This is a genomic window from Halorhodospira sp. 9628 (assembly GCF_022228075.1).
Classification (GTDB): domain Bacteria; phylum Pseudomonadota; class Gammaproteobacteria; order Nitrococcales; family Halorhodospiraceae; genus Halorhodospira; species Halorhodospira halophila_A.
The window spans coordinates 475,608-500,361 of sequence record NZ_JAJNRF010000001.1 but is presented as its reverse complement, the minus strand read 5'-3'; the positions used below and the strand labels follow the sequence as shown (position 1 = coordinate 500,361).

At 68.0% G+C, this 24,754-nt stretch carries 25 protein-coding genes; 4 read left to right on the top strand and 21 right to left on the bottom strand.

Annotated features, from left to right (window positions below):
* Positions 1-8: 8 nt before the first annotated feature.
* The 7 genes from LRG10_RS02275 to LRG10_RS02240 form a co-directional block, all read right to left on the bottom strand.
* A complete protein-coding gene (locus LRG10_RS02275) occupies positions 9-1,175 on the bottom strand; it encodes a lipocalin-like domain-containing protein (RefSeq protein ID WP_238634614.1) in 1,167 nt (388 codons plus the stop codon).
* A complete protein-coding gene (locus LRG10_RS13145) occupies positions 1,168-3,699 on the bottom strand; it encodes an FtsX-like permease family protein (RefSeq protein ID WP_201170503.1) in 2,532 nt (843 codons plus the stop codon). Before LRG10_RS13145 ends, LRG10_RS02275 begins: the two co-directional genes overlap by 8 nt.
* The gene (locus LRG10_RS02260; protein ID WP_338018472.1) at positions 3,696-4,355 is read right to left on the bottom strand and encodes an ABC transporter ATP-binding protein; all 660 of its coding nucleotides are present in this window, start codon (positions 4,353-4,355) and stop codon (positions 3,696-3,698) included. The genes LRG10_RS13145 and LRG10_RS02260 overlap by 4 nt, the downstream gene beginning before the upstream one ends.
* A gap of 109 nt (positions 4,356-4,464) precedes the next feature.
* Positions 4,465-4,902 (bottom strand): DsrE family protein, encoded by a 438-nt coding sequence (locus LRG10_RS02255; protein ID WP_201170507.1) that lies wholly within the window; start codon positions 4,900-4,902, stop codon positions 4,465-4,467.
* 93 nt (positions 4,903-4,995) lie between these two features.
* Positions 4,996-5,532, bottom strand: coding sequence for a response regulator transcription factor (locus LRG10_RS02250; RefSeq protein WP_201170508.1), 537 nt, complete (start codon positions 5,530-5,532; stop codon positions 4,996-4,998).
* Between the two features lie 42 nt (positions 5,533-5,574).
* On the bottom strand, positions 5,575-6,885 hold the full coding sequence (locus tag LRG10_RS02245) for an ATP-binding protein (protein WP_201170510.1): 1,311 nt from the start codon (positions 6,883-6,885) through the stop codon (positions 5,575-5,577).
* A 79-nt stretch (positions 6,886-6,964) separates the two neighbouring features.
* Positions 6,965-7,300 (bottom strand): metalloregulator ArsR/SmtB family transcription factor, encoded by a 336-nt coding sequence (locus LRG10_RS02240; protein ID WP_238634611.1) that lies wholly within the window; start codon positions 7,298-7,300, stop codon positions 6,965-6,967.
* A gap of 126 nt (positions 7,301-7,426) precedes the next feature.
* On the opposite strand from LRG10_RS02240, the gene LRG10_RS02235 reads away from it, so the two are divergent.
* From LRG10_RS02235 to LRG10_RS02225, 3 genes are read left to right on the top strand one after another with little or no spacing between them, the layout of a single operon-like run.
* Positions 7,427-10,024 (top strand): RND family transporter, encoded by a 2,598-nt coding sequence (locus tag LRG10_RS02235; protein WP_238634609.1) that lies wholly within the window; start codon positions 7,427-7,429, stop codon positions 10,022-10,024.
* A gap of 3 nt (positions 10,025-10,027) precedes the next feature.
* Positions 10,028-10,879 carry an outer membrane lipoprotein-sorting protein gene (locus LRG10_RS02230; RefSeq protein WP_238634602.1) on the top strand — a complete coding sequence of 284 codons (852 nt, stop codon included), beginning with the start codon at positions 10,028-10,030 and terminating at the stop codon, positions 10,877-10,879.
* 6 nt (positions 10,880-10,885) lie between these two features.
* On the top strand, positions 10,886-12,232 hold the full coding sequence (locus LRG10_RS02225) for a hypothetical protein (RefSeq protein ID WP_238634600.1): 1,347 nt from the start codon (positions 10,886-10,888) through the stop codon (positions 12,230-12,232).
* A 72-nt stretch (positions 12,233-12,304) separates the two neighbouring features.
* Here LRG10_RS02225 and LRG10_RS02220 read toward each other — a convergent pair whose 3' ends face one another.
* The 7 genes from LRG10_RS02220 to surE all read right to left on the bottom strand — a co-directional run bounded on the left by LRG10_RS02220 (position 12,305) and on the right by surE (position 17,675).
* Positions 12,305-12,664 (bottom strand): metalloregulator ArsR/SmtB family transcription factor, encoded by a 360-nt coding sequence (locus LRG10_RS02220; protein ID WP_201170521.1) that lies wholly within the window; start codon positions 12,662-12,664, stop codon positions 12,305-12,307.
* Between the two features lie 38 nt (positions 12,665-12,702).
* Positions 12,703-13,569 (bottom strand): response regulator, encoded by an 867-nt coding sequence (locus LRG10_RS02215; protein WP_201170523.1) that lies wholly within the window; start codon positions 13,567-13,569, stop codon positions 12,703-12,705.
* Positions 13,570-13,661: 92 nt separating this feature from the next.
* Positions 13,662-14,675 (bottom strand): RNA polymerase sigma factor RpoS, encoded by a 1,014-nt coding sequence (gene rpoS, locus LRG10_RS02210; RefSeq protein ID WP_201242613.1) that lies wholly within the window; start codon positions 14,673-14,675, stop codon positions 13,662-13,664.
* 252 nt (positions 14,676-14,927) lie between these two features.
* Positions 14,928-15,668: a peptidoglycan DD-metalloendopeptidase family protein gene (locus LRG10_RS02205; protein ID WP_238634597.1), complete on the bottom strand. Its 741-nt coding sequence runs from the start codon at positions 15,666-15,668 to the stop codon at positions 14,928-14,930.
* 7 nt (positions 15,669-15,675) lie between these two features.
* Positions 15,676-16,257, bottom strand: a complete 582-nt coding sequence (locus LRG10_RS02200) for a YqaA family protein (RefSeq protein WP_201170527.1) — start codon at positions 16,255-16,257, stop codon at positions 15,676-15,678.
* Positions 16,258-16,920, bottom strand: a complete 663-nt coding sequence (locus tag LRG10_RS02195) for a protein-L-isoaspartate(D-aspartate) O-methyltransferase (RefSeq protein ID WP_201170528.1) — start codon at positions 16,918-16,920, stop codon at positions 16,258-16,260.
* A complete protein-coding gene (gene surE, locus LRG10_RS02190; protein WP_201170529.1) occupies positions 16,920-17,675 on the bottom strand; it encodes a 5'/3'-nucleotidase SurE in 756 nt (251 codons plus the stop codon). Before surE ends, LRG10_RS02195 begins: the two co-directional genes overlap by 1 nt.
* A gap of 88 nt (positions 17,676-17,763) precedes the next feature.
* Between surE and LRG10_RS02185 the strand changes: the two genes are divergently transcribed.
* Complete coding sequence (locus tag LRG10_RS02185) at positions 17,764-18,327, top strand: Smr/MutS family protein (RefSeq protein ID WP_238634595.1); 564 nt, start codon at positions 17,764-17,766, stop codon at positions 18,325-18,327.
* Between the two features lie 33 nt (positions 18,328-18,360).
* On the opposite strand, the gene truD is transcribed toward LRG10_RS02185, so the two are convergent.
* From truD to LRG10_RS02150, 7 genes are read right to left on the bottom strand one after another with little or no spacing between them, the layout of a single operon-like run.
* Positions 18,361-19,374: a tRNA pseudouridine(13) synthase TruD gene (truD, locus tag LRG10_RS02180; protein WP_207190325.1), complete on the bottom strand. Its 1,014-nt coding sequence runs from the start codon at positions 19,372-19,374 to the stop codon at positions 18,361-18,363.
* On the bottom strand, positions 19,371-19,859 hold the full coding sequence (ispF, locus tag LRG10_RS02175) for a 2-C-methyl-D-erythritol 2,4-cyclodiphosphate synthase (RefSeq protein WP_338018474.1): 489 nt from the start codon (positions 19,857-19,859) through the stop codon (positions 19,371-19,373). The genes truD and ispF overlap by 4 nt, the downstream gene beginning before the upstream one ends.
* Positions 19,859-20,590, bottom strand: a complete 732-nt coding sequence (gene ispD / locus LRG10_RS02170) for a 2-C-methyl-D-erythritol 4-phosphate cytidylyltransferase (protein WP_201170535.1) — start codon at positions 20,588-20,590, stop codon at positions 19,859-19,861. Before ispD ends, ispF begins: the two co-directional genes overlap by 1 nt.
* A complete protein-coding gene (ftsB, locus tag LRG10_RS02165; RefSeq protein ID WP_201170538.1) occupies positions 20,587-20,859 on the bottom strand; it encodes a cell division protein FtsB in 273 nt (90 codons plus the stop codon). The genes ispD and ftsB overlap by 4 nt, the downstream gene beginning before the upstream one ends.
* Before the next feature lie 39 nt (positions 20,860-20,898).
* Entirely contained in the window at positions 20,899-22,185 is a 1,287-nt protein-coding gene (gene eno / locus LRG10_RS02160; protein WP_238634590.1) for a phosphopyruvate hydratase, read from the bottom strand.
* A 15-nt stretch (positions 22,186-22,200) separates the two neighbouring features.
* Positions 22,201-23,028 carry a 3-deoxy-8-phosphooctulonate synthase gene (gene kdsA / locus LRG10_RS02155; RefSeq protein WP_338018475.1) on the bottom strand — a complete coding sequence of 276 codons (828 nt, stop codon included), beginning with the start codon at positions 23,026-23,028 and terminating at the stop codon, positions 22,201-22,203.
* The gene (locus tag LRG10_RS02150) at positions 23,024-24,679 is read right to left on the bottom strand and encodes a CTP synthase (RefSeq protein ID WP_238634582.1); all 1,656 of its coding nucleotides are present in this window, start codon (positions 24,677-24,679) and stop codon (positions 23,024-23,026) included. Before LRG10_RS02150 ends, kdsA begins: the two co-directional genes overlap by 5 nt.
* Positions 24,680-24,754 lie beyond the last annotated feature (75 nt).

Below are 24,754 nucleotides of genomic sequence, written 5' to 3'. Positions count from 1 at the left end.
TCCCCCTCCTAATCGACGTAGCCAGTCAGTTCCGCATAGCCGACCGCGCTCACCGGGCGGCCGGCAGCCTCGCCACGACCGCGCAGCGCACCCTCCCAGTATCGAAACCCGTCGCGCAGCTCCTGATCCGCCAGCACAGGCTCGAGCTCCAGGGTCAACTCCTCCTCCGGGTATTCTAGCCGCCAGCGCGCCGGGTAGGTGGCCTCGCCGTCAGGGCTGGTCCAGTGCTCGAGCACCTCGAGGTGCACGTCGTCTCGAGTGACCACGCGGTGACGACCATCGGCCTCCACCCAGCCGCCCTTGCTTCTCGGATCGATGCTGCCATCTTCCCGGCGCAAGTGATAGAACATCAGTTCGCGGTCATCGTCGAGCTGAATCGAGAACCAGTCCCATCCGGTCTGCTCCTCACTCAGGGTGCTGCTGCCCCACTCCCGATCGATCCAGGCGCTCCCCGAGACCGTGTGCTCGCCGTCGGGCACCGCCAGACGCCCAGCCGCCTGTAGCCGAGGGAGCGTGTAGTAGTAGGAGGCGTTACCGGGGTCGTCGCCCTTGCGGCTGTAGCCGTCCTCGCCCTGGAACACCATCGGCTTGCGCGCCCGCAGATCCAGTTCCAGCACGACCCCCTCGGCCTCGAGCCGGGTCCGCAACCGGTTCAGCCCCTGGCCTGGCGCACCGCGGACTTCCCAGTCCTCCAACCACACCCGGAACGGGTCGGGTCGGGCCCCAGCCAGGCCGACAGCGCCCCGCGCCAGCCGCTCGAAGTGGTGGAAGGTCTCCCCCTCGGTGTCCGTCACGGCGAAGTGGGCCATCCACAACTGATTGGTCCCCCAGGCCGAACGGCGCGGGGCCGGCTCGGGGGACAGGGCGAAACGGAAGAAGGTGACCTGGAATCCGAAGTGACGACCGTCCTCGTCGAACACATTGCCCGTGATATACCACCATTCGTGACGGTAGTCGGGGTGCGGCCCGTGATCCCGGGGAAAGACCAGCGGCCGCGGCCCCAGGGCCCGGGCGAAGCCCTGCGCATCCTGTTCGCCGGAGAGCGCCCCGGCAACCGTGACCCCCTGCTGCCCGGCTGCGCCGTTTTGCTCCGGCGGATCCGTGCACCCGGCCAGCAGCAAGACCGTGACGACAACCACGCCGCCGCGGAGTAACCTGCCGAGTCGCTCAGCCATCCTCACGCATCGCCTCCCCCGGGGGTACTCTGGCTGCACGGTAGGCGGGATAGAGCCCGGCGAGCAAGGCGGCCACGGTCGCCAGGGCCACGGCCTGTGCCAGCACGGCCGGATCCACCTGGAACTGCAGGCTCCAGCCAAACGCGCGCTGGTTGATCACGTCGGTCAGGGCAAGTGCCAGGGCAAGGCCCGGCACGATGGCCAGAACGCCGGCAAACGCACCCAGCAATCCCGTGCGGGCCAGTTCCAGCGTCCAGACCTGCGCCGGCGTCAGTCCCAAGGCACGCAGAACCGCCACCTCGCCACTGCGCTCCAGGGCGAGCGCCAGCAGAGCACCGAAGACGCCGACAGCCGCGACGATGGTGGCCAGCAACTGCAGAACCCGCGTCACGGCGAAGGTGCGGTCGAACACGTCCAGCGACAGGCGCCGAATCTCGGCATCGGAGCGGAAGGTGAGCACTCCGGCCTCGTCACCGGTGGCCTCGCGCAGCGCAGCGATCAGGGCGTCGGTGTCGATCCCCGCCCCGGCGTGGACGGCCAGGCCGTCGACGGCGTCGTCCTGCCAGTGCTCGTCGTAGAACCCCCGCGCCACGAACACAGCACCCTGACTCGTCGTGTAGTCGTGAACCACGGCGAGCACCGGGAGGTGCCGCTCGCCGGCGGGCGTCCGGATGGCCACCCGATCGCCGACCTCGAGATTGTGGTGGGCAGCGAAGGGCTCGGTGATGTAGGCGCCCTCTCCCCGCTCGAAACGGTCCCAGGCCGCCGGCCCCCGCTCCTTGTACGCCATGCCGGCATCACCAACCGGACCGTGATCAAAGGCACGGAGCTGGATCTCGCCGAACTCGGAGGGAACCCGCAACTGGCGCGAGGTCGCCACCGACTCGACCCCTTCTACTTCGGCCAAACGCTCGTGCAGCTGCGGCGGCAACTCCGGCGGCGGCTCGCCGGTCTGGGACGGGGCGCTGACATAGACATCCGCCGACAGCGTGCTGTCCAGCCAGGTAGCCAGGCTGCCGCGAAAGCTGTCGATCATGACGCTCACCCCGATGACCGCCGTCACCGCAACCACCAGCGCCACGGCCGCCACCCCGCTGCGCGACAGCCCGGCCGCCACGCCCCGCGCGGCCATGCGTCCCGGCGCCCCGAGCAGCCAACCGGCCGGACCGGCAAGCGCGCCGGCCAGCCCTCCCACGGCCCAGGGCACCAAGAGCGCCGCACCGACCAGCAGGGCAAAGACGCCACCGAAACCCACCACCAGGCCGCCGCTGCCACCCCACAGGAGACCGACTCCGGCGGCACCGAGCAACAACCCGCCCCCGGCCAGCGGGCGCACCCAGCGACGTGCACGCCCCTCCAGCGTGGCGCGGTCCAAGGCCGTGCGCGGGGCAACCGAGGCAGCTTCCCAGGCCGGCGCGGCGGCCGCCAGTGCGGCCGCCACCACCCCCAGCGCCGCGGCCATGAAAAGCGCCGTGGGTGCAAGCGCAACCTCACGGACGTTGTGGACGAAGTAGAGGTCGGTGATGGTCCGTGTCACGAGTTCGAGCAATCCGTCAGCCAGCAGGTAGCCGAGGGGCAGACCCGCCAGCGTGCCGGCGATCCCGAGCACGACCCCCTCGGTAACCACCGCGCGGAACAGCCGCCCGCGACCGACTCCGAGGGCTCGCAGCCGACCGATCAACGCCCGGCGCTGGACCACGGAGAAGGAGATTGCGTTGTAGATGAGCAGCGCGCCCACCAGCAGGGCCAGCAGGCTGAAGGCGGTCAGGTTGAGGCGAAAGGCCGCGGTCATTTCGTCGAGGGCAGCCGCGCCTTCCTGGGCCTCGCCGATCACTGCGCCATCGGGCAGTAATTCCTGCACGCGAGCCAGGCGAACCGCTCCGGCTGCTCCCTCGGGGATCACCAGATCGATGCGGTCGAGGCGCCCGAGCCGGTCGAGCAGCTCCTGAGCGGTGGCCACGTCCACTACGACGGTATCCCGCAGCCCCTCAGCGGTCAGGCGATCCGGAGCCTCAACCACCGCAGCCACCTCCAGCCGGTGCTCGCGCCCGGCGACCTCCACCGCCAAGGGGTCTCCCTCGGTGACCCCCAGCCGCCGCGCATCGTCCCGGAAGAGCACCACCAGATCGTCCCGATCGAGCCAGAGGGCAGCATCCACCGCACGAGCGGCACCGGCTACCGCCTCGCGGACCCCCGACTCGGCCCAGGGATCGATGCCGAGCACGCGCAACGGCCCGTCCGGACCTGTGACGTGTCCTTCGACCACCGGGGTCGAGGGGCGAATACCGGCATGCCGCAACCGGGTGTAAAGGCTTTCCTCCACCCCGGCGGTGCCGGCCGTGATCCGGTGGGTAGCCTGCCCGGTGAGGGCCTCCGCCGAACGCGTGAATGCCCGCTCCGAGGAGGCGTTGGCGAGTTCGACGGCAACGACCACCGCCACCCCGAGCGCCACGCCGAGGATCGCCAGCGCCGCCTGCCAGGGGTGGCGCAGGTGATGGCGCCATCCAGCCCGGGCCAGGATCACGCTGCAGACACCTCATCGAGCCGGCCACCCTGCAGTGCAACCACCCGATCGGCGGCGGCCGCCACCTCGCTGGCGTGGGTTGCGATCAGGGCGGTCATGCCACGCTCACGGCGGAGCTCATTGAACAACCCGAGTACGGTTCGGGCCGTCTCCCTGTCGAGGCTGCCCGTGGGCTCGTCGGCAAGGAGAAGCCCGGGGCCGTGCACCAGGGCCCGGGCGACGGCAACCCGCTGCCGCTCGCCGCCGGAGAGGTGTTCCGGGAAGGTGCCCTCCCGTCCCTGCAGTCCGACGCGTTCCAGCAGCGCCCTGGCGTGGCGCCTTCCGTCCCGATCCAGGGCCCCATTGAGCTCCAGCGGAAGGAGCAGATTCTCGAGCACGGTCAGCGTCGGGACGAGATTGAGCTGTTGAAAGATGAAACCGAGATGACGGCGCCGGAAGAGCGTTCGGGCGGTTTCGTCCAGCCTCGCCAGATCCATGCCGTCGAACCTCAGCGCCCCGCGATCCGGTGCCTCCATGGCCCCGATCAGGTTGAGCAGCGTGGATTTGCCCGAGCCGCTCGGGCCGATCACGGCCACGGATTCGCCGCGACGGATGGCCAGATCCAGATCCTCGAGGACCACGCGAACGGCTCCGCCCTCCGGGTAGCCCTTGCACACGCCCTGCAACTGGATCAGCAGATCCTGCGCGGACCGTTCCGCACCGCCCTGCGCCGGCGATCGCAGCGGCTGCCGGCCCTTCGTCGGACAGGGGCCGGCAGCCTGGCCGTCAGTTGGAGAAGTGGCGGACACTCGGGTCAGCCATGTACTCGGCCACCTCCGGCGCCTCCGCCACACCGACGCCCTCGATCAGGTCGTCCTCGGTGTAGTCGGTGTTGGGCAGGAAAATGGCGCAGACCTCGACCTGAACGCCTTCATCGATCAGGTTGCGCATCATCTGCTGCGGATTGGCACCGGCCGGCTCCAGGGCATCGGCCGAGTAGTCGTCCGTGGCCATCTCGGCCCCGGGGCCGCAGAGCAGGATGCGTGGTTCCTGGCCCTGCTGCATACCCTGGGTGGCGAGGATCATGGACATGCCTTGGGTCTGCAGATCGTCAGAGGTCACGCTGACGAACAGCTTGTCCGGGCCGTGACCGTCGGCCTGGGCCAGCCCTACCCCGGCAGCGGCCATTGCGGCCGCTGCCAAAACCTTGTTAAAAGCTCGCATCTGGGCATCGCTCCTTGAGTTCACGGATCGGGTCGCTCGGCGACCCTCCCCGGAACATATCGGAGCATTCACGCCCGTGCAAACAGCGCGCGACTATTGCTTGACCGGTCGCTTGCTGAGCTTGCGCTGCAGCGTGCGCCGATGGATCCCGAGTGCCCGGGCCGCCGCCGAGATGTTGCCGTCGTGCTCGTTGAGCACCCGCTGGATCTGCTCCCACTCCAGCCGCCGCAGCGACATCGGCTTCTGCGGGGGCTTTTCCGGCTCTGCAGTGGGTTTGCCCTCCAGGGTGGCAAGCACGGTGTCCGCGTCCGTGGGCTTGGGCAGGTAGTTGTAAGCCCCGCGCTTGATAGCCTCCACGGCGGTGGGGATGCTGGCATACCCGGTCAGTACCAAGATGCGTGCCTGCGGCAGCGCATCCCGAAGTGGCTCGACCAGGTTCAGTCCGGAGTGCTCGCCGAGCTTCAGATCCAGCACCACGTACTGTGGCTGCTGACTGCGCGCCTTTTGCAGGGCGGTCTCCGGCTCTTCCGCCGAATCCACCTGACAGCCCCGGCGCGAGAGCGAGCGCCCCAGCACCTGGGAGAAGGTCGTATCGTCATCGATGATCAGAATCGATGGCCCGTTCAACATGGTCTACCTCCTCTCCTCCTCAAGCCTCACCGGCTCCCTCCCTCATTCAACGCCGCGGTTGTTGTCCGCCCGCAGCAGCTCGAGGGAGACTTCGATCCTCGTTCGCGCACCCTGGCCCTTCGGCGAATCCATCAGGGTGACGCTCCCGCCGAAACGATCCACCGTGGCGTTGGCCAGCACCAGCCCGATGCCCATGCCCGACGGCTTCGTTGTCTGGACCACCCGGCCGGCATGGCGCACGCGCTCGGAATCGAGGCCGGTGCCCTCGTCGTCGATGACCAGGGTCAGTCTTTCGCCGTCGCTGCTGATCGAGACCTCGACCCCGCTGCGGTGATTCTCCAAAGACGCCTCGGCGGCGTTGTTCAGCAGGTTGAGCAGCGCATGCATGAGGGTCGGATCCTGGCTGATCTCGACGTCCACGAAAGGCTCCTGGTACGTCACGCTCGGCTCGATCTTCGGGTGCATCAGGCGCCAAGTATCCACGATACGCGCCACATGCCGCTGCAGAGAGACCGTGCGCCCGCCCTGATCGCTTCCGGCTGCGCCCGCGTCCTTCAGATCTTCCAGCGTTTCCTTGCACACCGCAAGCTGCGAATGCAGCAGCTCGAGATCCTGCTGCAGCTCGGTATCGTCCCGGCGTTCCTGGCGCAACTCGTCGACGACCATGGACATCGTCGACAACGGCGTGCCCAGCTGATGGGCGGCCCCGGCGGCCACCGTGCCAAGGGCCACGATCTGCTCGTTGCGCAGGGTATGCTCCCGGGCCCTGGAGAGGCGCCAGTCCTGGCGGCGCAGCACCGAAGACATGAAACGGACGAACACCGTGATCATCCATGCAGAGATCACGAAGTTCACCCACATGCCGATCATGTGCAGGTTAAAATCCCCGCCGATGATCGGGTGGGGCCCGTCCATGGGCAGATAGACCGCCAGCAGCAGGCCGTAGAGCACGACGCAGAGGATCGCCACCACCAGCGCCAGATTGGCCGGCATGGCGACGGCGGACAGCGCAACCGGGACGAGGTAGAGGGAGACGAACGGGTTCGAGGGCCCCCCGGTGAGCCCGAGCAGCACCGTCAGTGCCACGACATCGATGAGGACGTTGAACACGACCTCCGACTGGGAGATCTGCTCGGGGGTGTTGCGCAGACGCCAGAAAGCGAAGACGTTCCACGACGCCAGAACGGTGATGGTCAGCAGCAGGGGCACCAGCGGCAGGGTCAGGCCCAGTCCGAAGTGGACGAAGAGGACGGTGATCATCTGCCCTGTGGTGGCGGTGATGCGCATCCACGCCAGGATGCGTACCGCCTGGGCGGGCTCGAAACGCGGCACGCCCTCCTTTCCTGCGGCCATGTTGTTCGCCTTCTGTCGACCCGTCGATGGCGGCTCAGTCTAACAGGTAAGCGCGGTCCACCGGACAGGCCCGCTGCGGTCAGGTCGCGCCGGACGGCCGCTGCGGGGTCGCCGAGCGCATGCGGCCATCGACGCCGCAGACGGCATCACACAGATCGAACACGTGCGGGGCGGCAATCGCGAAGTAGGCCAACGTACCGCAGCTGCGCCGTCGAACCAGCCCGTGCTGGCGCAGCACGGCCAGATGCCGGGAGATGTTCGGCTGCGACGAGCCGGTCAGCGCCACCAGCTCGCCGACGCTCTTCTCGCCGTCGCGCAGGGCGTGGAGCAGCTGCAAGCGCAGCGGCTCGCCCAGAGCCCGGAACTGAGCCGCAATGAACGCCAGGGTCTCCGCGTCCGGTTCCGAATGTGCCATGCCCATGACCTCGCTTTTCGCAGTGCGCCGGCCCGACGCAGGGCCTCATTGATGCGTGAACTCTAATATGCGTATACTCTCATATTACGGCGCTTGAATGCGAGCAGATCGAAAAGGGAGTTCCCGATGGGCGAGAGGCTGGCACGCTGGTGCGTCGACCACCGGCGATGGATCTTCGCGGCGATGGCTCTGCTGGTGGTCACCCTGGGCGCCCTGATCCCGCGCATCCAGATCGATACCGACCCCGAGAACATGCTCCCGGCAGATCAGGCCGACCGCGTGCTCCACGACCAGGTCCAGGAGCAGTTCAACCTTCACGACATGATCGTCGTCGGCCAGGTCAACGACGACCACCCCGAGGGTGTCTTCAACCCGGACTCCCTCGCCGCCCACTACCAGCTCACCCGGGCTATCGAGCAGATCGACGGCGTCGTCCGGCGTGATCTGCTCTCCATGGCCGCCGTGGACAATGTCGAGCAGGCGGCACCGGGGACCATCGACTACGACTGGCTGATCCCGGCGCCACCGGAGAGCCAGGAGGAGGCCGACCGCATCCGCGCCGCCGTGGAGCGGCTGCCCATGTACCAGGGCACGCTCGCCTCCGAGGACGGCACCGCGGCGGGCATATTCGTGCCCATCGAGAGCAAGGATCACAGCCACCGCATCGCCGGCGAGATCCGCGCCGCGGCCGAGGCGATCGGCGTCGAGGACGAACTCCACATTACCGGCCAGCCCGTCGCCCAGGACACCTTCGGCGTGGAGATGTTCCAGCAGATGGCCGTCTCGGCACCGCTGGCCGGGCTGATCATCTTCCTGGTGATGCTCTTCTTCTTCCGCAACATCCCGCTGGTCATCGCCCCCATGCTCCTGGCCCTGACCACGGTCATCGCCACCATGGGGCTGCTCATCGGCACCGGGTTCACGGTGCACATCATGAGCTCGATGATCCCCATCTTCCTCATGCCCATCGCCGTGGTCGCCTCCATCCACGTGCTGTCGCACTTCGCCGACCGCTACCGACCCGGCGATGACCCCCGTGCGGTGATGGCCGGCGTCATGGAGCGACTCTACAAGCCGGTGCTGTTCACCGCCCTGACCACCGGCGTCGGCTTCGCCTCGCTGATGTTCACGCCGATCCCGCCGGTGCAGGTCTTCGGCGGCTTCATCAGCTTCGGTGTGCTGCTCGCCCTGGTGCTGACTCTCACCTTCATCCCGGCCTATGTCGGTAGCCTCTCGCGCAAGAACTTGGACCGCATGGCCGAGCGGGTCCGGCGCCAGCAAAACGACACGGAAGGATCCCCCATGTGCGCGGTGCTCGACGCCACCGGCCGCCTGGCCGTGCGCGGCCGGGCTTGGATCGTCGGCGCACTGGTGGGCCTGGTGGCCATCGCGGTCTTCGGCATCACCCAGATCCAGATCAACGACAATCCAACCCGCTGGTTCAAGGCCAACCACGATATCCGTGTCGCCGACGAGGTCCTCAATGACCGATTCGCCGGGACCTACGAGGCGTACATCCGGCTGCGCCAGACCGGCCTCGAGGAGGTCGCCGAGCGGCTCGATGCCGAGGCGCAGGCGATCCTCGAGGCGGCCGAAGCCGAGGGATACGACCTGGCGGAGCGCTGGGAGCGGCTGCAGGCCGAGACGACCGACGAGGGCCCGATCGGCGACCGCATGGAGGCACTGGCCACCGAGATCGATGACCTGCTCTTCGAGGTGGATCGCGACGAGGCCGAGCACTGGGAGGACCTGCTCGACGCCGTCGAGGCGGCCCGGACCGAGACCCGTGCCTTCCAGAACCCGGAGCACCTGGGCTGGATCGTCGATCTGCAGGAGCACCTCGTGGGGGCCGGCGTGGTCGGCAAGGCGAACTCGCTGGCCGATCTGGTCCGTACCGTCAACCGGGAGCTGATCAGCGGCGAGCCGGAGGACTACCGCCTGCCCGGGACCTCCGGCGGCGTCTCCCAGGCGATCCTGAGCTTCCAGGGCTCCCACCGCCCCCACGACCTGTGGCGCTTCGTGACCCCGGACTACACCGAGGCCAACGTCTGGCTCCAACTGCCCAGCGGCGACAACCAGGACATGGCCCGGGTGCTCGAGGCCGTGGACCGTTTCGTCGCCGACCAGCCGCCGCCGGAAGGCGTCGAGCTAGACTGGGCCGGCGCCACCTACATCAATCTGGTCTGGCAGGGCGAGATGGTCGAGGGGATGCTCTTCGCCCTGCTCTCCGCCTTCGCGGTGGTGCTGGTGATGATGATCGCCCTATTCCGCTCCCTGACACTGGGCCTGCTGGCGATGCTCCCGCTGACGGTCACCATCGCCTTCATCTACGGGGTCATGGGGCTGGTGGGCAAGGACTACGACATGCCCGTGGCGGTGCTCTCGTCGCTGTCTATCGGGTTGTCGGTGGACTTCGCCATCCACTTCATCCAGCGCCTGCGCATGGCCCTGGAGCAGACCGGCGAGTGGCGCAGCGCCCTGACCCAGGTCTTCCGCGAGCCAGCCTGCGCCATCACCCGCAACGCCATCGTCATCGCCGTGGGCTTCCTGCCCCTGCTCGCCGCCCCGCTGGTGCCGTACATCACCGTCGGCACCTTCCTGGCCAGCATCATGGCCGCCTCGGCGCTGGTGACCCTGCTGGCGCTGCCGGCGATCATCAGCTTCGCCCCCGGCCTCTTCTTCCCCCACGCCCGGCAACCGGCGCAACCGCAACAGGAGGTGTAAGCCATGGACCGAACCCTGCACAGCCCCAAGGACTTCGTCCCGGCAGGCAACCCGCGCCGGCGCGGGCGGAACGCGCTGCTCACGACCCTGCTGCTCGCCTTCCCCGGCCTCGGCGCCCTGGCCGCGGAGACGCCGGAGGTGGGGGACATCGTCGAGCGGGCCAACCTCGCCGCCTACTACGCCGGCGAGGACGGCCGGTCCGAGGCGCGCATGCGCATCGTCGACGAACGCGACCGCACCCAGACCCGGCAGTTCACCATCCTGCGCCGGGATGTCGAGGACGGCGGCGATCAGCAGTACCTGGTGGTCTTCAGTCGGCCGTCGGAGTTCCGCGGCGTCGTCTTCCTGGTGGAGAAACACCCCGGCGGTGATGACGACCGCTGGCTTTACCTCCCGGATCAGGACCTGGAGCGGCGCATCGCTCCGGGCGACAAGCGGACCAGCTTCGTCGGCTCCCACGTCTTCTACGAGGACGTCTCCGGCCGCCACCTGGAGGACGACGACCACGAGCTGGTGGAGGTCACCGACGACCATTACAAGGTGCGCTCTACCCCGCGGGATGGCGGGAATGTGGAGTTCGCGGCCTACACCACGTGGATCGACCGCGAGACCTACCTGCCACTGACCACGGAGTACGAGGACGACGATGGCACCGTTTACCGGCGCATCGAGAGCTCCGATGTGGAAGAGATCGACGGCTACCCGACACCGATGCGCATGCGCGTCGAGGACGAGCGCATGGGGGGCCACACCGAGGTCCAGTTCCGCGGCCAGGAGTACGACCTGGGCCTGCCGGAGAGCGTCTTCACCCAACGCAGCCTGCGCAACCCGCCCCGCGACTGGCTGAGGAGGTGAGCGAGGATGAGCCCGGCACACGCGAGAAGCGTCCGTCTCCGCCGACGCCACGCCCTGCCCGGCTGGCTGGCCGGCCTGGCCCTGGCGGCCGGGACCGGCACACCGGCCCTCGCCGACTGGGACGACGACCCGTGGGCCGATGACCCCTGGGAGGAGGAGGAGCAGTGGCTGCCCTTTGAAGTGGACGGTTTCGTGGAGCTCGCCGGCGGCCACCACGTCCGCGACAACCGCCTCCTCGACAAGGACTACAACCTGGCCGAGGCCCGCCTGCGCCTGGAGGCACGGGCCGACTGGCGCCGCTTCGATCTCCGCGTCCGCGGCGACGCCGTTGCCGATCAGGTCACCGAGGAGGTACGCGGGGAACTGCGCGAGGCCCGGGTGGCCTTCCCGCTTGGGCAGCGACTGGACATGCGCGTCGGCCGCCAGGTGCTGGCCTGGGGCACCGGCGACCTGCTCTTCATCAACGACCTCTTCCCCAAGGATTTCAACTCGTTTCTCACCGGCCGCGACGAAGACTATCTGCAGGGCCCGTCCGACGCGGTACGCGGCACCTGGTACGGCGACAACGTGACCCTCGACCTGGTCTGGACCCCGGTCTTCGAGCCCGACGACTACCCCGACGGGGAGCGGCTGAGCTTCTTCAGCTTTGACCCCAACAACATGCGCAGAACGGTAGACCCACCGCGCACCGACGACCCGGAGACCTTCCCCGACGACGGCGAGCTGGCGGCACGGCTGACCCACCGTATCGGCAGCGCCGAGCTGGCCGGGTACTTTTACCGCGGCTTCTTCCCGCAGCCGGAGCAGCAACTGGATAATGGCCGCGTCACCCACGCCCGGCTCAACGCCTACGGCGCCAGCATCCGCGACCGGATCGGGCCGGGCATCGCCAACGCCGAGGTCGGTTACTACGACTCGGTGGACAACCGCGACGGGGAGCGCAGCGGCGACGTGCCCAACTCGGAGGCGCGCCTGCTGCTCGGCTACACGTGGGAGGCGGTCACCAATCTGGACGTAGGCCTGCAGTACTACCTGGAGTGGCTGCAGGACCACGACGACCTAGAGGCCCAGTGGCAGGCTGACGACGAACTCCTGCCCGAAGAGTACCGCCAGGTGGTCACCACGCGGCTGACCTACAGCATGTGGCGGGACAACCTGACCTGGTCGCTGTTCGCCTTCTATTCACCGGACGACGCCGATTACTACCTGCGTCCGTCCGTGCGCTACCGCGCCTCGGATGCGCTCACCTACTCCGTGGGCGGGAATCTGTTCGGTGGCGATAACGAGCACACCTTCTACGGCCAGTTCGAGCGGGATTCCAACCTCTACGCCCGGGTGCGCTATCGCTTCTGAACCCTCCCGTGCACTCGCCGGCGTGGCCCGCCCCGCAACCGCGGCGGCCCATGCCGGCGGCTGCGGGGTGCTCTACGACTGCTGGCAGAAGAGTTCGTAGAGGCGCTCGAGCAACGCCTCGGTCTCGGGGCTGGCCAGGCGGTAGTAGATGGTTCGCGACTCGCGCCGGGTGGCCACGATCCCCTCCTCGCGCAGGCGCGCCAGCTGCTGGGATAGCGCCGGCTGGCGCATCTTCAGGAGCTGTTCCAGCTCCCCGACGGAGCGCTCGCCGGCGACCAGATGGCAGAGGATCATCAACCTCCGCTCGTTGGCCAGGGCCTTGAGGAAGGTCGCGGCCTCGGCGGCCCGCGAGTCCATCTCCGTCGGGTCCGGGATCACGCCCTCATCGGGGGCGCTGCTCTGGATCTCTGGCTGCACGGTTTCCGTCGACATGGTCGGCTCCGGACTGCTTCGCGAATACAACGCGGCTCTCAGCCGTCAATGACATTGAAATAGTATCCGAGGTGATCCTGCTTTTCGGGATCGTCATCCACAAAGCGCAGGGTCATGCGCAGGATGTCGGTGTCCTGACGCTTCTCGCCCGCCTGCAGGGCGTGGATGTAGGCGTTCATCCGGGATGTCCGCCCGTCCTCCTCGGTGGTGAAATCGAAGGTGGCCTGCTCGAGCAGGGTCGGCATGCGCTCGGGGCGCTTGAAGACCACCACGACCTGGTTGAAATCGATCTCCTTGACCAGGCAGCCGATCGTCCCGCCTGAATGGCGCACTTGGGCGATGACCTTGTCGCGGGGCACCGCACGTTCCTTGCGGGCGCCGCTACCGCCGGCACCGGTCTCCAGCCGTTCAGCGATATTCAGATCCCCGGAAAGCCCCCCGGCGAGCACCGCCGCCGAGTCGCCGCCCTGCACCTGGGTCTCGCCCCCGCCGAGCTTTTTCAACGCCTTGGCGGAGACACCCAGCGACTTGGTCAGTGCACGGGTGACGACTTCGTAGAGCTTTTCGTTGGTAAACGGCTTGACGATGTAGTTGGTGGCGCCACGCTCCACCGCCTGGACCACGTGCTCCCGGTCCCCGCGGCTGGTGATCATCACGAAGGGCACCTCGGCCAGGTTCTCGTCGGCGCGCATCCATTCGAGAACCTCGAGGCCACTCACCTCGGGCATCTCCCAGTCACACAGCACCAGATCAAAGCCGCCCGTGGTCAGCTTCGCCTGCGCCTGCCGTCCATTGGCGGCCTCGTGTACGACGAACCCAGGGTAGCCGAGCTTGACCCCCTTTTTCACCAGATCCCGGGTAAAGGTCGCGTCGTCCACGACCAGGATGTGGAGTTTCTTCGCCATGGCGCCTCCTACGGGTGCCAGGTCAGCTTATCAAATCCCTGACCCTTTTCCGTAGGAGAACGCCTCGCGTCCCAGCTCGATTGCCTGACGCGCTAGCCGAAGACCGCCTCCTGGGAGTAGCCATCCCGCTCCATGAGTTCACGCAGGCGCCGCAGGGCATCGATCTGGATCTGACGGACCCGCTCGCGCGTCACCCCGACCTGCGCGCCCACCTGCTCAAGGGTGTAGCGTTCGTGTCCGTTGAGCCCGAAACGCCGCTCCAGCACGGCGCGCTGCTTGTCGGTGAGGACCGAGAGCCAGTCCTCCAGGTGCTGCATAACCTCGCCATCTTCCAGCGCGCTGTCCGGCACGCTCTGCGTCTCGTCGGGGATGGCATCGAGCAGCACCCGGTCGGAGTCCTTGCCGATGGGGACATCCACCGAGGTGGTCCCCTCGTTGAGGCCGCGCATCCGCCGGACGTCCTCCGCTGAGCGGCCCATGGCCTCGGCGATCTCGTCGACCGTAGGCTCGTGATCCAGTGTCTGCGTCAGCCGCCGCTGGGTGCGCAGGTACTGGTTGATCTCCTTGATGACGTGGATCGGCAACCGGATGGTGCGGGTCTGATTCATGATGCCGCGCTCGATGGTCTGCCGGATCCACCAGGTGGCGTAGGTGGAAAACCGGAACCCGCGCTCGGGATCGAACTTCTCCACGGCACGGATCAGCCCCAGGTTGCCCTCTTCAATGAGGTCGAGGAAGGCGAGCCCGCGGTTCATATAGCGCCGGGCGATCTTGACCACCAGACGGAGATTGCTCTCGATCATGCGAGCCCGGGCCGCCGCGTCGCCCTGCTGGACTCGACGCGCCAACGTGACCTCTTCCTCGGCGGTAAGCAAAGAGGCGTGCCCGATCTCGTTGAGGTAAAGCTGCGTGGCGTCCAGCGCCGTCCGGCACTCGGCACTGGATCGATTCCTGCTGCGAGGCCGGCGTTCCGGCTCGGGCTCGCTGGCCCCATCCATGCCCCCAGGCTGCATCAGCTCCATGGGGTCATCCGTCATCGGGGTATCCTGCTCCGTCTCCGAATCAGCGTACGGGTATACGCTGCCAACCGCGGTATCGAGGGTCATCGCGGACCTCCCAGTGGTCTCTGCAGAACCGCTCGCCGGGCTTCCAAGCCCGGCTCCTTGGGCAGCCGATGGGGGATCGGCTCCTTGTCAACTCCCGGTGCTAGCGCACCGCCCCCAAGAACCCTTTGCCGAGGAGACCTAACCCCTTGTTTTGATGATCGTTATTTGAAACGGAATCAACTCGGCCTATGGTTAAGTTATTACCAAACCATCGCCAGCGCAACAAGAAAAGTGTGAACCGTTAACCCCTTTTCACAAATCGCGCGCAGGCAGGTAATCCTCCGGGTCGACCACCTCTCCGTCGATGCGGATCTCGAAGTGCAGGCTGGCTTCATCAGCCCCAGGGGCTCGCCCCATCTCGGCGATGGGGTCGCCGCCGCTGACCCGCTCGCCCTCCGCCACGTTCAGGGCTCGGTTGTAGCCATAGGCCGACAAGAAGCGGTCATCGTGCATGACGATGACCAGGTTGCCGTAACCACGCAGACCGCTGCCACTGTAGACCACTTCACCACCGGCCGCGGCGCGCACCGTGTCCCCCTCCGAACCGCCGATCTGGATGCCGCTCTTGCCACCGCTGTCGGTGGCGTAGGAGCGCCGCACTTCACCGTCGGCCGGCCAGACCCAGCCGAGTTCGTAGTCCGGCGCATCGTCCGGCGGCGGGGGCGGCTCCCGGGTCGTATCCTCGGTCTGCCCCGGGGCCGTATCCGCTGCGTGCCCTCCCGCAGCACCCTCGTCGCCGGGCGGATTGAGCACTAGGTAAGCCCCGGCCTGGATCTCGTCCGGGTTGGCCAGCTCGTTCCAGCGCTGCAGCTGCTCGACCCGCAGCCCGTGCCGCCAGGCGATGCGGCCGAGCGTATCGCCTGGCTGCACCTCGTAGAGATAGATACGACGGTGTCCATCCTCTTCCCAGTCCCCGTCCCAGAGCGTCGCGCACCCGGGCATCAGCAGGAAGATCAGTGCCCAGGCCAGCGCTCGCGACGGGTTGCCCACCATGGGACGGCTATCCGTATTTGACCCACAGCATTCCGAGCAGCAGCAGGACGACACTGATCCAGCCGATCCGCTCGACGTGGCGCAGGAGCCAGGGCTCAAGCCGGGCTCCTCCCCAGGCTACCAGCCCCGCTACCAGGAAGAACCGTGCCCCACGCCCGAGCAGCGACGCGACCACAAACGGAACCAGGGCAACCCCGGTGGCACCGGCCGCCACGGTAAAGACCTTGTAGGGGATCGGCGAGAAGCCCGCCACCAGCACCACCCAGAAGCCCCAATCCTGGAACCAGTCCACCGCCGTCCGATAGGCCTGCTCGTAGTCGGCAGCCGCGATCCAGGGCTCAACCAGATAGAGGGCGAAGTGGCCCAGGGCGTAGCCGATCAATCCACCGAGCACGGACCCCACCGTGGCGATCAGGGCGAAGGCCGCCGCCCGGTTCGGCCGCGCCAGGGACATCGGCGCGAGCAAGACATCCGGCGGGATCGGAAACACCGACGACTCGGCGACGCTGAGCCCACCCAGGGCCCAGGGGGCCCGGCGGTGACCCGCCCACCGTACCGTCCAGCTGTACAGCGGTCCGAACAGTCGCACTCAGATCCGCCCCTCAAGCATCGGCACGAAAGAGACCCCGGCCGCCCGACGCTGCTCGTACTCGTCGCCACGACGATCCACCACCAGCAGCTCCTGGTAACCGGCCCCGCCAATCGGCGCCACCAGACGTCCCCCGTCGGCAAGCTGCTCAAGCAGCGCCTCCGGTAGCGCCTCCGGCGCCGCGGTCACGATGATGCCGTCGTAGGGGGCGTACTCGGGCCAGCCCTCGTAGCCGTCCCCGTGGCGGAGCTGGCAGTTGAACAGGCGGGCGGTGTGCAGCCGCTCGCGGGCCTTGCGCAACAGCGAGCCGATACGCTCGACGCTGTAGACCCGAGGCACGAGCCGGGCCAGTACCGCCGCCTGGTACCCCGAGCCGGTCCCCACCTCCAGCACGCGCTCCGGCACCCCTTGTTCGAGCAGCAGTTCCGTCATCCGCGCCACCACCCAGGGCTGGGAGATGGTTTGCCCCTCGCCGATGGGCAGCGGGGTGTTTTCGTAGGCGCGGCTCTCCAGGGCCTCGTCCACGAAGAGGTGGCGGGGTACCTCGCGCAGCGCCGCCAGCACCCGTTCATCGTGGATCCCCTGGGCGGCCAGCGCTTCCACCAGCCGGTCCCGGGTCCGCTGAGACGTCATGCCGATACCGGTTGCATTCCGCTCACGCATCACCAGGTCACCCCGTCCAGCCAGCCGCGGACCTGCTCCAGCCCCTGGTGCCGGGTCAGGTCGACCTGAATCGGCGTCACCGAGACGAAGCCGTTGCGCACCGCGTAGAAGTCGGTCCCCGGGCCGGCGTCCTGTTCCGAGCCCGGTGGCCCCACCCAGTAGATGGTGCGACCGCGCGGATCGTGCTGCTTGATCACCGGCTCGGCCCGGTGGCGGCAGCCGAGCCGAGTGGCGTGGAAGCCCTGGATCTCATCCCAGGGCAGATCCGGCACGTTGACGTTGAGGATGCTATCCGGCGGCAGCGGATCATCCTGGATCTGCTCGAGCAGCTTGACGGCCACCCGCGCCGCCGTGTCGTAGTGGACCGGCGCCCAGGTCCCGGCCAGGGAGATGGCCACCGCCGGCAGCCCCAGGTAGCGCCCTTCCATGGCGGCCGCCACCGTGCCGCTGTAGAGCACGTCGTCGCCCAGATTGGCACCGGCATTGATGCCGGAGAAGACCATGTCCGGATCCTCCTCCAGCAGCCCGGTGAGCGCCAGGTGCACACAGTCGGTCGGTGTTCCCTGGACCCGGTAACGGTGGGGCTCGATCTGATTGACCCGGATGGGGTCCTCAAGCGTCAGCGAATTGCTGGCTCCGCTGCGGTCCCGTTCGGGCGCCATCACGGTCACCCGCGCCACGGTGCCGAGCCGTTCGGCCAGGGTCAGGATCCCCTCGGCCTGGTAACCATCATCGTTGCTGATCAGAATGTACATCTCGCTCCTGCAGGCGCAGCCTCGAACACACAGTTGCCGCCAAGATTGGCAGTATAACGTGTCGGGGAGCACCACCGTGGGGTTGGGCATGAGCAACGGGCAAGACGACAGCGGCGACTCCCGCGACCCGGCGGACGAGGCGGCCGTGTTCCGCCGGGCCATGGCCGGCGTGCGCCGTTACGAAAACGACCGGGCCGATACGCGACCGCCTCCCCCGCCGCCCCGCCCTGCCCAGCGTGAAGCCGACGAACGCCGGGTTGTCGAGAGCCTGCTCGATCCCCCGCCCGACCCGGCGGAGGTCGAGACCGGCGAGGAACTGCTCTACTACCGCGCCGGGGTCAAGCGACGCGTGATCCGACAGTTACGCCGGGGGCACTACCCGCCGGCGGCCCAGCTGGATCTGCACGGGCTAACCCGGCGCGAGGCCTACCGTGAGCTGGTGCTCTTCCTAGCGAGCGCCGCTGATCGCGGTTTGCGTTGCGTGCGTATCATCCACGGCAAGGGACGCGGCTCGCGACAGCCGCAACCGGTGCTCAAGGTTTCGGTGGATCAATGGCTGAGGCGCCGCGACGACGTTCTGGCCTTTGCCTCGGCCCCGGAGAGCGATGGCGGCACCGGAGCCGTCTACGTGCTGCTGCGCAACCGGGGCTAGGAGCCGCGTCCCCGGCCGCCGGGGACGCGGGCCTCACTCCTCCGCGGTATCGAGGATCTCAGCGACCACTGTGGTGGCGTAAGCCCCGGCGGTCAGGGTGAACTCAAGCGAGAGGGTATCCGGCGCGGGCCAGTGCCAGGCCAGCCGCCGAGGCATCAGGCGCAGCGGCCGCCGGTCGGCGCGAACGCCCCGCTGGGCGAGCGCGCCGAGCAGCTCTGGCTCTTCGGACAGGACCTCGGACTCGAGGGTGGCCACCTCGCCTCTCGGCCCGTCGCCCTCGACCCCCGGCAACGGCCCAGTGGGGTGGACATCACCCTGGACAACGCGGCGACGCAGCGCGGCGTCAAGCACCTCCACGGGGAAGTGACTGCCGGTGCCATCGAGGGCTGCTCGCTCTCCGGGCCGCACGACATCCCAGCTACCCGCCGCCACTCGCCGCGCCAGCACACGATTGAACAGGTCCGAGCGCACCGCGGAGATCAACAGCCCCCGCACGGTGCGCCCCCGTACCGGCTCGCCATCGAGCAGCCAGGCACGGGCCTGCTGCAGATTGCGGCCCCCGCGCCCGAACCGCTGCGGGCCGAAATAATTGGGCACCCCGCACCGGGCAATGGCCAGCAACCGCCGCTCCACCGCCCGGCGCGGCGCGGACACGTTGCGCATAAGCAGGCTGAAGCGGTTGCCGCTGAGCGCTCCGCGCCGCAGCTTGCGGGCATTGCGTGTGGCGCTGACGACCTCCAGGCCGTCGTCCAGGCAGCCCGGCGCGAGGGCCGGGCATGGCTTCGGCGCGTGAACGGAGAACCACTGCGTGGTGACCGCGTGCCGGTCCTTGAGGCCGGCGAAGCTCACCGCACCCCGCGCCACGCCGGCCTGGGATGCCAGCAGCCGGGCGACCGCCTCGGTGGTCCAGCCCCTCTTGCGAATCTGGAGCAGGCAGTGCTCTCCACCGCCGGAAGGCCGGAACGGGAGGATTTCATCCACCCGGAAGTCCTCGGGACAGGCGCGCAGTCGCGCCGTACCCAGGGGACCGCCGAAGGCCCGGATCAACCCCGCCCCGGGGCCGATTCCACCAGGACAACGGCCATCGCGGCGATCCCCTCGCCACGCCCGGTGAAACCGAGCCGCTCGCTGGTGGTCGCCTTGACGTTGACCGCCCCGGGCGCCAGCTCCATGGCATCCGCCGTGGCCTGCCGCATGGCATCGATGTAGGGGGCCAACTTGGGGGCCTGGGCAATCACGGTGCCATCAACGTTCACCGGCACCCATCCAGCCTCCGCGGCCAACCGCAGCGTCGATGCCAGCAGCCCGGTGCTGTCCGCATCCCGCCAGCGCGGGTCGTCGTCCGGAAAGTGGCGGCCGATATCCCCCAGTCCACACGCTCCGAGCAGGGCATCGGTGACCGCGTGCAAGAGCACATCGCCGTCCGAGTGGGCCTCCAGCCGCTTGTGGTACGGAATGGCCACCCCGCCCAGCCGAAACCCCTCGCCCTTGCCGCCGAAGCGATGAACATCAAAACCCTGCCCGACACGAATCACGCCGTTCGCTCCCTCTCTGTGGCCGCCCGCTGCGCCGCGAGCACGGCGGCAGCCAGATCCAGGTCAGCCTGGTGAGTGATCTTCAGATTGCCGGCCTCGCCGGTCACCAGACGCGGGTGACCGCCGTGCCACTCCACAGCCTGCGCCTCGTCGGTGACGGCGACACCGGCCGCAAGGGCCGCATCCAGTGCCGCGGAAAGACGCTCCAGCGGGAAAAGCTGCGGCGTCTGCGCCTGCCATAGCCCGTCCCGAGAGACGGTGGCATCCACGCACCCCGCGGCGGCACGCTTGAGGGTATCGCGCACGGGGGTCGCCAGCAGCGCCCCATCGGCGGCTGGGCCACCCTCCTCGATCAGCCGGTCCAGCTCCGCCGCGCTGAGACAAGGACGCACGGCATCGTGGACCAGCACGCGGTCCTCCGGCCCGGCGATCCCGCTTAGGTAATCCAGGGCCGCCCGCACCGAATCGCGCCGCTCGGCGCCTCCATCAACACGGTGCACGGGCTTGTCCGGCAGCTCGTCGGCCAGGCCCAGGGCATTCCAGTAGCCGTCGTCGGCAGCCAGCGCCACGACAGCCCCGGCTACCTTTGGGTGCCCGAGCAGGCGCTCCAGGGCCCAGCCGATAACGGGCCGACCCAACAGCGAACGGTACTGCTTGGGGCCATCCCCGCCCCCCATACGCCGACCGACACCCGCCGCCGGTATCACCGCCCAGTAGCGCGCCATCACTCCTCCACGACCTGGTAGAAGACCTCATCCTGACGGATCATGCCGAGCTCATAGCGTGCCCGCTCCTCGAGGGCCTCCGTGCTCTCCTTGAGGTTTTCCACCTCGGCTGCCAGGGCCTCGTTGCGCGCCTCGGCCCGCTCGTTCTCCGCCTGCTGCGCGGCGACTGCGCTGCGCAGCTCAAGCAGGCCGGGGATGCTGGCCTGCCCGAACCAGAGCTGGCCCTGCAGCAGGATCAGCAGCACGCCGAGCAACCCGTTCACCCAACGCATGGCGCCCTCCCGCGACGGCCCCACGCGGTGGTCACCGGCCTACCCCTGCTCGGGGCGGAGCGCGTCGCGACCCACGTAACGGGCATCGTCGCCAAGCTCCTGCTCGATGCGCAGCAGCTGGTTGTACTTGGCCACCCGATCCGAGCGGCACAGCGAACCGGTCTTGATCTGGGTCGCCCGCGTCGCCACGGCCAGATCGGCAATCGCCACATCCTCGGTCTCGCCCGAACGGTGGGAAACCACCGAAGTGTAGCCGGCCTCGTCGGCCATGCGGATCGCCTCCAGCGTCTCGGTCACCGTACCGATCTGATTGAGCTTGATCAGGATCGAGTTGGCGATGCCGCGATCGATCCCCTGGCGCAGGATCTGCGGATTGGTGACGAACAGGTCGTCGCCCACCAGCTGCACCCGGTCCCCGAGGCGCTCGGTTAGGATCTTCCAGCCGTCCCAGTCGGACTCATCCATGCCGTCCTCGATGGAGACGATCGGATACCGGTCGACGAGCTGCGCCAGGTAGTCGGCAAAAGAGGCCGCATCGAAGTCACGACCCTCGGAGGCGAGTCGATAGCGGCCGTTGCTGTGGAGCTCGGAGCTCGCCACGTCGAGAGCCAGGGCCACCTGCTCACCAGGCTGATAGCCGGCGCGCTCCACGGCCTCGATGATGGCCTCCAGCGCCGCCTCGTTGGAGGGCAGATCCGGGGCGAAGCCACCTTCGTCGCCGACGGCCGTGGAGAGTCCGCGCTCGTTGAGGACCTTCTTCAGGGCGTGGAAGATCTCGGCGCCACAGCGCAGGGCCTCGGAGAACCGATCGAACCCGAGGGGCATGATCATGAACTCCTGGATGTCCACGCTGTTGTCGGCGTGCTCACCGCCGTTGAGGATATTCATCATCGGTGCCGGCAACTGAGCCGAGGAGCCCTCCTGCTGGAGGTGGCGGTAAAGGGGCAGTCCGCGGCTGCGCGCCGCCGCCTGGGCCACGGCCATGGACACGGCGAGGATGGCGTTGGCACCGAGGCGGTCCTTGTTGGGGTTGCCGTCAAGCTCGATCAGCTGCCGGTCCAGGGCGGCCTGATCGTCAGCACTGACGCCCTGCAGCGCCTCGCGGATGGTGGTATTGACATGCTCCACCGCGGTGCGCACCCCCTTGCCGTTGTAGCGCGCTCCGCCGTCACGCAGCTCCACCGCCTCACGGCTGCCGGTCGAGGCCCCGGAGGGGACCGCGGCGCGGCCGAAGCTGCCGTCATCCAGCCAGACATCCGCCTCGACGGTGGGGTTGCCGCGGGAGTCCAGTACCTCGCGGCCGATGACACGCTCGATGTTCGCCATGATTCAGTCGCTCCTTCATTGCTCGGCGAATCCCCGCTCCTTGACCACGCGATCCAAGGCGATCAGCGTCTCAAGGAGTTCGCGCATCCGCTCCAGTGGCCACGCATTCGGGCCGTCGGACAGCGCGCGTTCGGGATCCGGATGGGTTTCCATGAACAGCCCCGACACGCCGGCAGCCACCGCGGCCCGCGCGAGCACGGGAACGAACTCCCGCTGGCCGCCCGAGGCGTGACCCTGGCCACCGGGCAACTGCACCGAATGCGTGGCGTCGAAGACCACCGGCGCCTCGGTGTCACGCATCACGGCCAGCGCCCGCATGTCGGAGATCAGGTTGTTGTAGCCGAACGATACCCCGCGCTCGCAGACCAGAATCTGCCGATTGCCGGTGGCGCGCGCCTTGTCGACGACGTGAGCCATATCCCAGGGGGCGAGGAACTGCCCTTTCTTCAGGTTGACCGGGAGCCCGCAGGCGGCCACCCGCTGGATGAAGTTGGTCTGGCGACAGAGAAAGGCCGGGGTCTGGAGGGCATCGACCACGGAGGCGACCTCGTCGAGCGGGGTGTCCTCGTGGACGTCGGTGATCACCGGCACCCCAAGCTCGCCGCGCACCCGCTCAAGTACCCGCAGCCCCGCCTCCATGCCGGGGCCGCGATAGCTCTGGGCCGAGGAGCGGTTGGCCTTGTCAAAGGACGACTTGTAGATCAGCGGGACGCCGAGTTCGCGGCAGAGTTCGCGCAGCTCGTGGGCACTGTCCAGCGCCAGCTGCTCGGACTCGATCACGCAGGGGCCGGCGATCAGGAACAGCGGCTGCTCGAGGCCGGCGCGGAACCCGCAAAGCTCAATGCTGCTCATAATTCAGGGCCTGCGCAGTACCGTCGCGACGGGCCATCGCTGCCCGCACGAAACTGGCGAACAGCGGATGCCCGTCCCGGGGCGTGGAGGTGAATTCCGGATGGAACTGACAGCCGATGAACCAGGGGTGGTTGGGTAGCTCCACGACCTCGACCAGCCGGCCGTCCTGGGACCACCCCGAGAAGCTCAGGCCCGCTTCGGCCAGGCGCTCACGGTAGTGGTTGTTGAATTCGTAACGGTGGCGATGGCGCTCGACAATCCGATCCTTGCCGTAGACCTGATTGATCAGGCTCCCGGCGCCAAGCCGACAGGGCTGCCCGCCCAAGCGCATGGTGCCGCCCAGGTCGTCGGCCTCACCGCGCTGCTCGAGGTCACCGTCGTCGGTCATCCACTCGGTGATCAGACCGATCACCGGATGGTGCGGGTGGCGGATGAACTCGGTGCTGTGGGCGTTCTCCAGCCCCGCCCGGTGCCGTGCATACTCGATGACTGCCAGTTGCATGCCCAGACAGATGCCGAGGTACGGTACCCGATGCTCCCGAGCATAGCGCACGGCCTCGATCTTGCCCTCGATACCACGCTGCCCGAAGCCACCCGGCACTAGGATCGCGTCCGCCCCCTCCAGTGCCGCGCACCCCTCGCGCTCCAGGGACTCCGAGTCGACATAGCGGATATTCACCCGCTGCCGGGCTTGGATACCGGCGTGACGCAAAGCCTCGTTGAGAGACATGTAGGCGTCGGTCAGGTCGACGTACTTGCCGACCATGGCCACCGTCACCTCGCCCTCCGGGTTGGACATGATTTCCACGACCCGGTGCCAGTCCCCCAGGTTCGCCGGCGGCAGCTCCAAGCCCCACTTCTCGGCGACGATGTGATCGAGCCCCTGCTGATGCAACTCCTCGGGGATCTGATAGATGTTCGGCACATCCAGCGCCGCGATCACCGCGCGCGGATCGACGTTGGTGAACAGGGCGATCTTGCGCCGCTCCTCCTCGGGGATCGGGTGCGCCGCGCGGCAGACCAGGATATCCGGCTGGATGCCGATCGAGCGCAGCTCCTTGACCGAGTGCTGCGTCGGCTTGGTCTTCATCTCCCCGGCGGTGCCGATGAACGGCACCAGGGTCAAATGCATGAACAGGCACCGCTCACGCCCGAGCTCAGTACCCATCTGACGGATCGCCTCGAGGAAGGGCAGCGACTCGATATCGCCCACCGTCCCACCGATCTCGACCAGCGCGACGTCGACATCGTCGGCCCCCTCCTGGATGCAGCGCTTGATCTCATCGGTGACGTGGGGGATGACCTGCACAGTACCACCGAGGTAGTCCCCACGGCGCTCCTTGCGGATCACGCTCTCGTAGATCCGGCCCGTCGTGAAGTTGTTGCGGCGACTGACCGGGGCACGCACGAACCGTTCGTAGTGACCCAGATCCAGATCCGTCTCGGCCCCGTCGTCAGTGACGTAGACCTCGCCGTGCTGGAAAGGGCTCATCGTCCCCGGGTCGACATTGATGTACGGGTCGAGCTTGATCAGGGTCACGCTCAGGCCGCGCGCCTGGAGGATGGTCCCCAGGGAGGCGGCCGAGATGCCCTTGCCCAGGGAGGAAACCACGCCACCGGTAATGAATAGATAACGCGTCATGGACAGAGCCAGCCGAGGGAAGGGTGAACCGGGAAACGGAATGGCGGAACCTTACCAGAAGGGGGGTAGGCCCAC

What these genes read in the sequence shown, in the direction of transcription:
- surE (WP_201170529.1), bottom strand. Translation starts at nt 17,675, where the DNA reads ATGTACATTCTGATCAGCAACGATGATGGTTACCAGGCCGAGGGGATC.
- LRG10_RS02235 (WP_238634609.1), top strand. Translation starts at nt 7,427, where the DNA reads ATGGGCGAGAGGCTGGCACGCTGGTGCGTCGACCACCGGCGATGGATC.
- LRG10_RS02185 (WP_238634595.1), top strand. Translation starts at nt 17,764, where the DNA reads ATGAGCAACGGGCAAGACGACAGCGGCGACTCCCGCGACCCGGCGGAC.
- LRG10_RS02150 (WP_238634582.1), bottom strand. Translation starts at nt 24,679, where the DNA reads ATGACGCGTTATCTATTCATTACCGGTGGCGTGGTTTCCTCCCTGGGC.
- ftsB (WP_201170538.1), bottom strand. Translation starts at nt 20,859, where the DNA reads ATGCGTTGGGTGAACGGGTTGCTCGGCGTGCTGCTGATCCTGCTGCAG.
- LRG10_RS02255 (WP_201170507.1), bottom strand. Translation starts at nt 4,902, where the DNA reads ATGCGAGCTTTTAACAAGGTTTTGGCAGCGGCCGCAATGGCCGCTGCC.
- LRG10_RS02230 (WP_238634602.1), top strand. Translation starts at nt 10,028, where the DNA reads ATGGACCGAACCCTGCACAGCCCCAAGGACTTCGTCCCGGCAGGCAAC.
- LRG10_RS02275 (WP_238634614.1), bottom strand. Translation starts at nt 1,175, where the DNA reads ATGGCTGAGCGACTCGGCAGGTTACTCCGCGGCGGCGTGGTTGTCGTC.
- LRG10_RS02205 (WP_238634597.1), bottom strand. Translation starts at nt 15,668, where the DNA reads ATGGTGGGCAACCCGTCGCGAGCGCTGGCCTGGGCACTGATCTTCCTG.
- LRG10_RS02195 (WP_201170528.1), bottom strand. Translation starts at nt 16,920, where the DNA reads ATGCGTGAGCGGAATGCAACCGGTATCGGCATGACGTCTCAGCGGACC.
- rpoS (WP_201242613.1), bottom strand. Translation starts at nt 14,675, where the DNA reads ATGACCCTCGATACCGCGGTTGGCAGCGTATACCCGTACGCTGATTCG.
- eno (WP_238634590.1), bottom strand. Translation starts at nt 22,185, where the DNA reads ATGGCGAACATCGAGCGTGTCATCGGCCGCGAGGTACTGGACTCCCGC.
- LRG10_RS02240 (WP_238634611.1), bottom strand. Translation starts at nt 7,300, where the DNA reads ATGGCACATTCGGAACCGGACGCGGAGACCCTGGCGTTCATTGCGGCT.
- LRG10_RS02245 (WP_201170510.1), bottom strand. Translation starts at nt 6,885, where the DNA reads ATGGCCGCAGGAAAGGAGGGCGTGCCGCGTTTCGAGCCCGCCCAGGCG.
- LRG10_RS02220 (WP_201170521.1), bottom strand. Translation starts at nt 12,664, where the DNA reads ATGTCGACGGAAACCGTGCAGCCAGAGATCCAGAGCAGCGCCCCCGAT.
- LRG10_RS02225 (WP_238634600.1), top strand. Translation starts at nt 10,886, where the DNA reads ATGAGCCCGGCACACGCGAGAAGCGTCCGTCTCCGCCGACGCCACGCC.
- LRG10_RS02250 (WP_201170508.1), bottom strand. Translation starts at nt 5,532, where the DNA reads ATGTTGAACGGGCCATCGATTCTGATCATCGATGACGATACGACCTTC.
- LRG10_RS02215 (WP_201170523.1), bottom strand. Translation starts at nt 13,569, where the DNA reads ATGGCGAAGAAACTCCACATCCTGGTCGTGGACGACGCGACCTTTACC.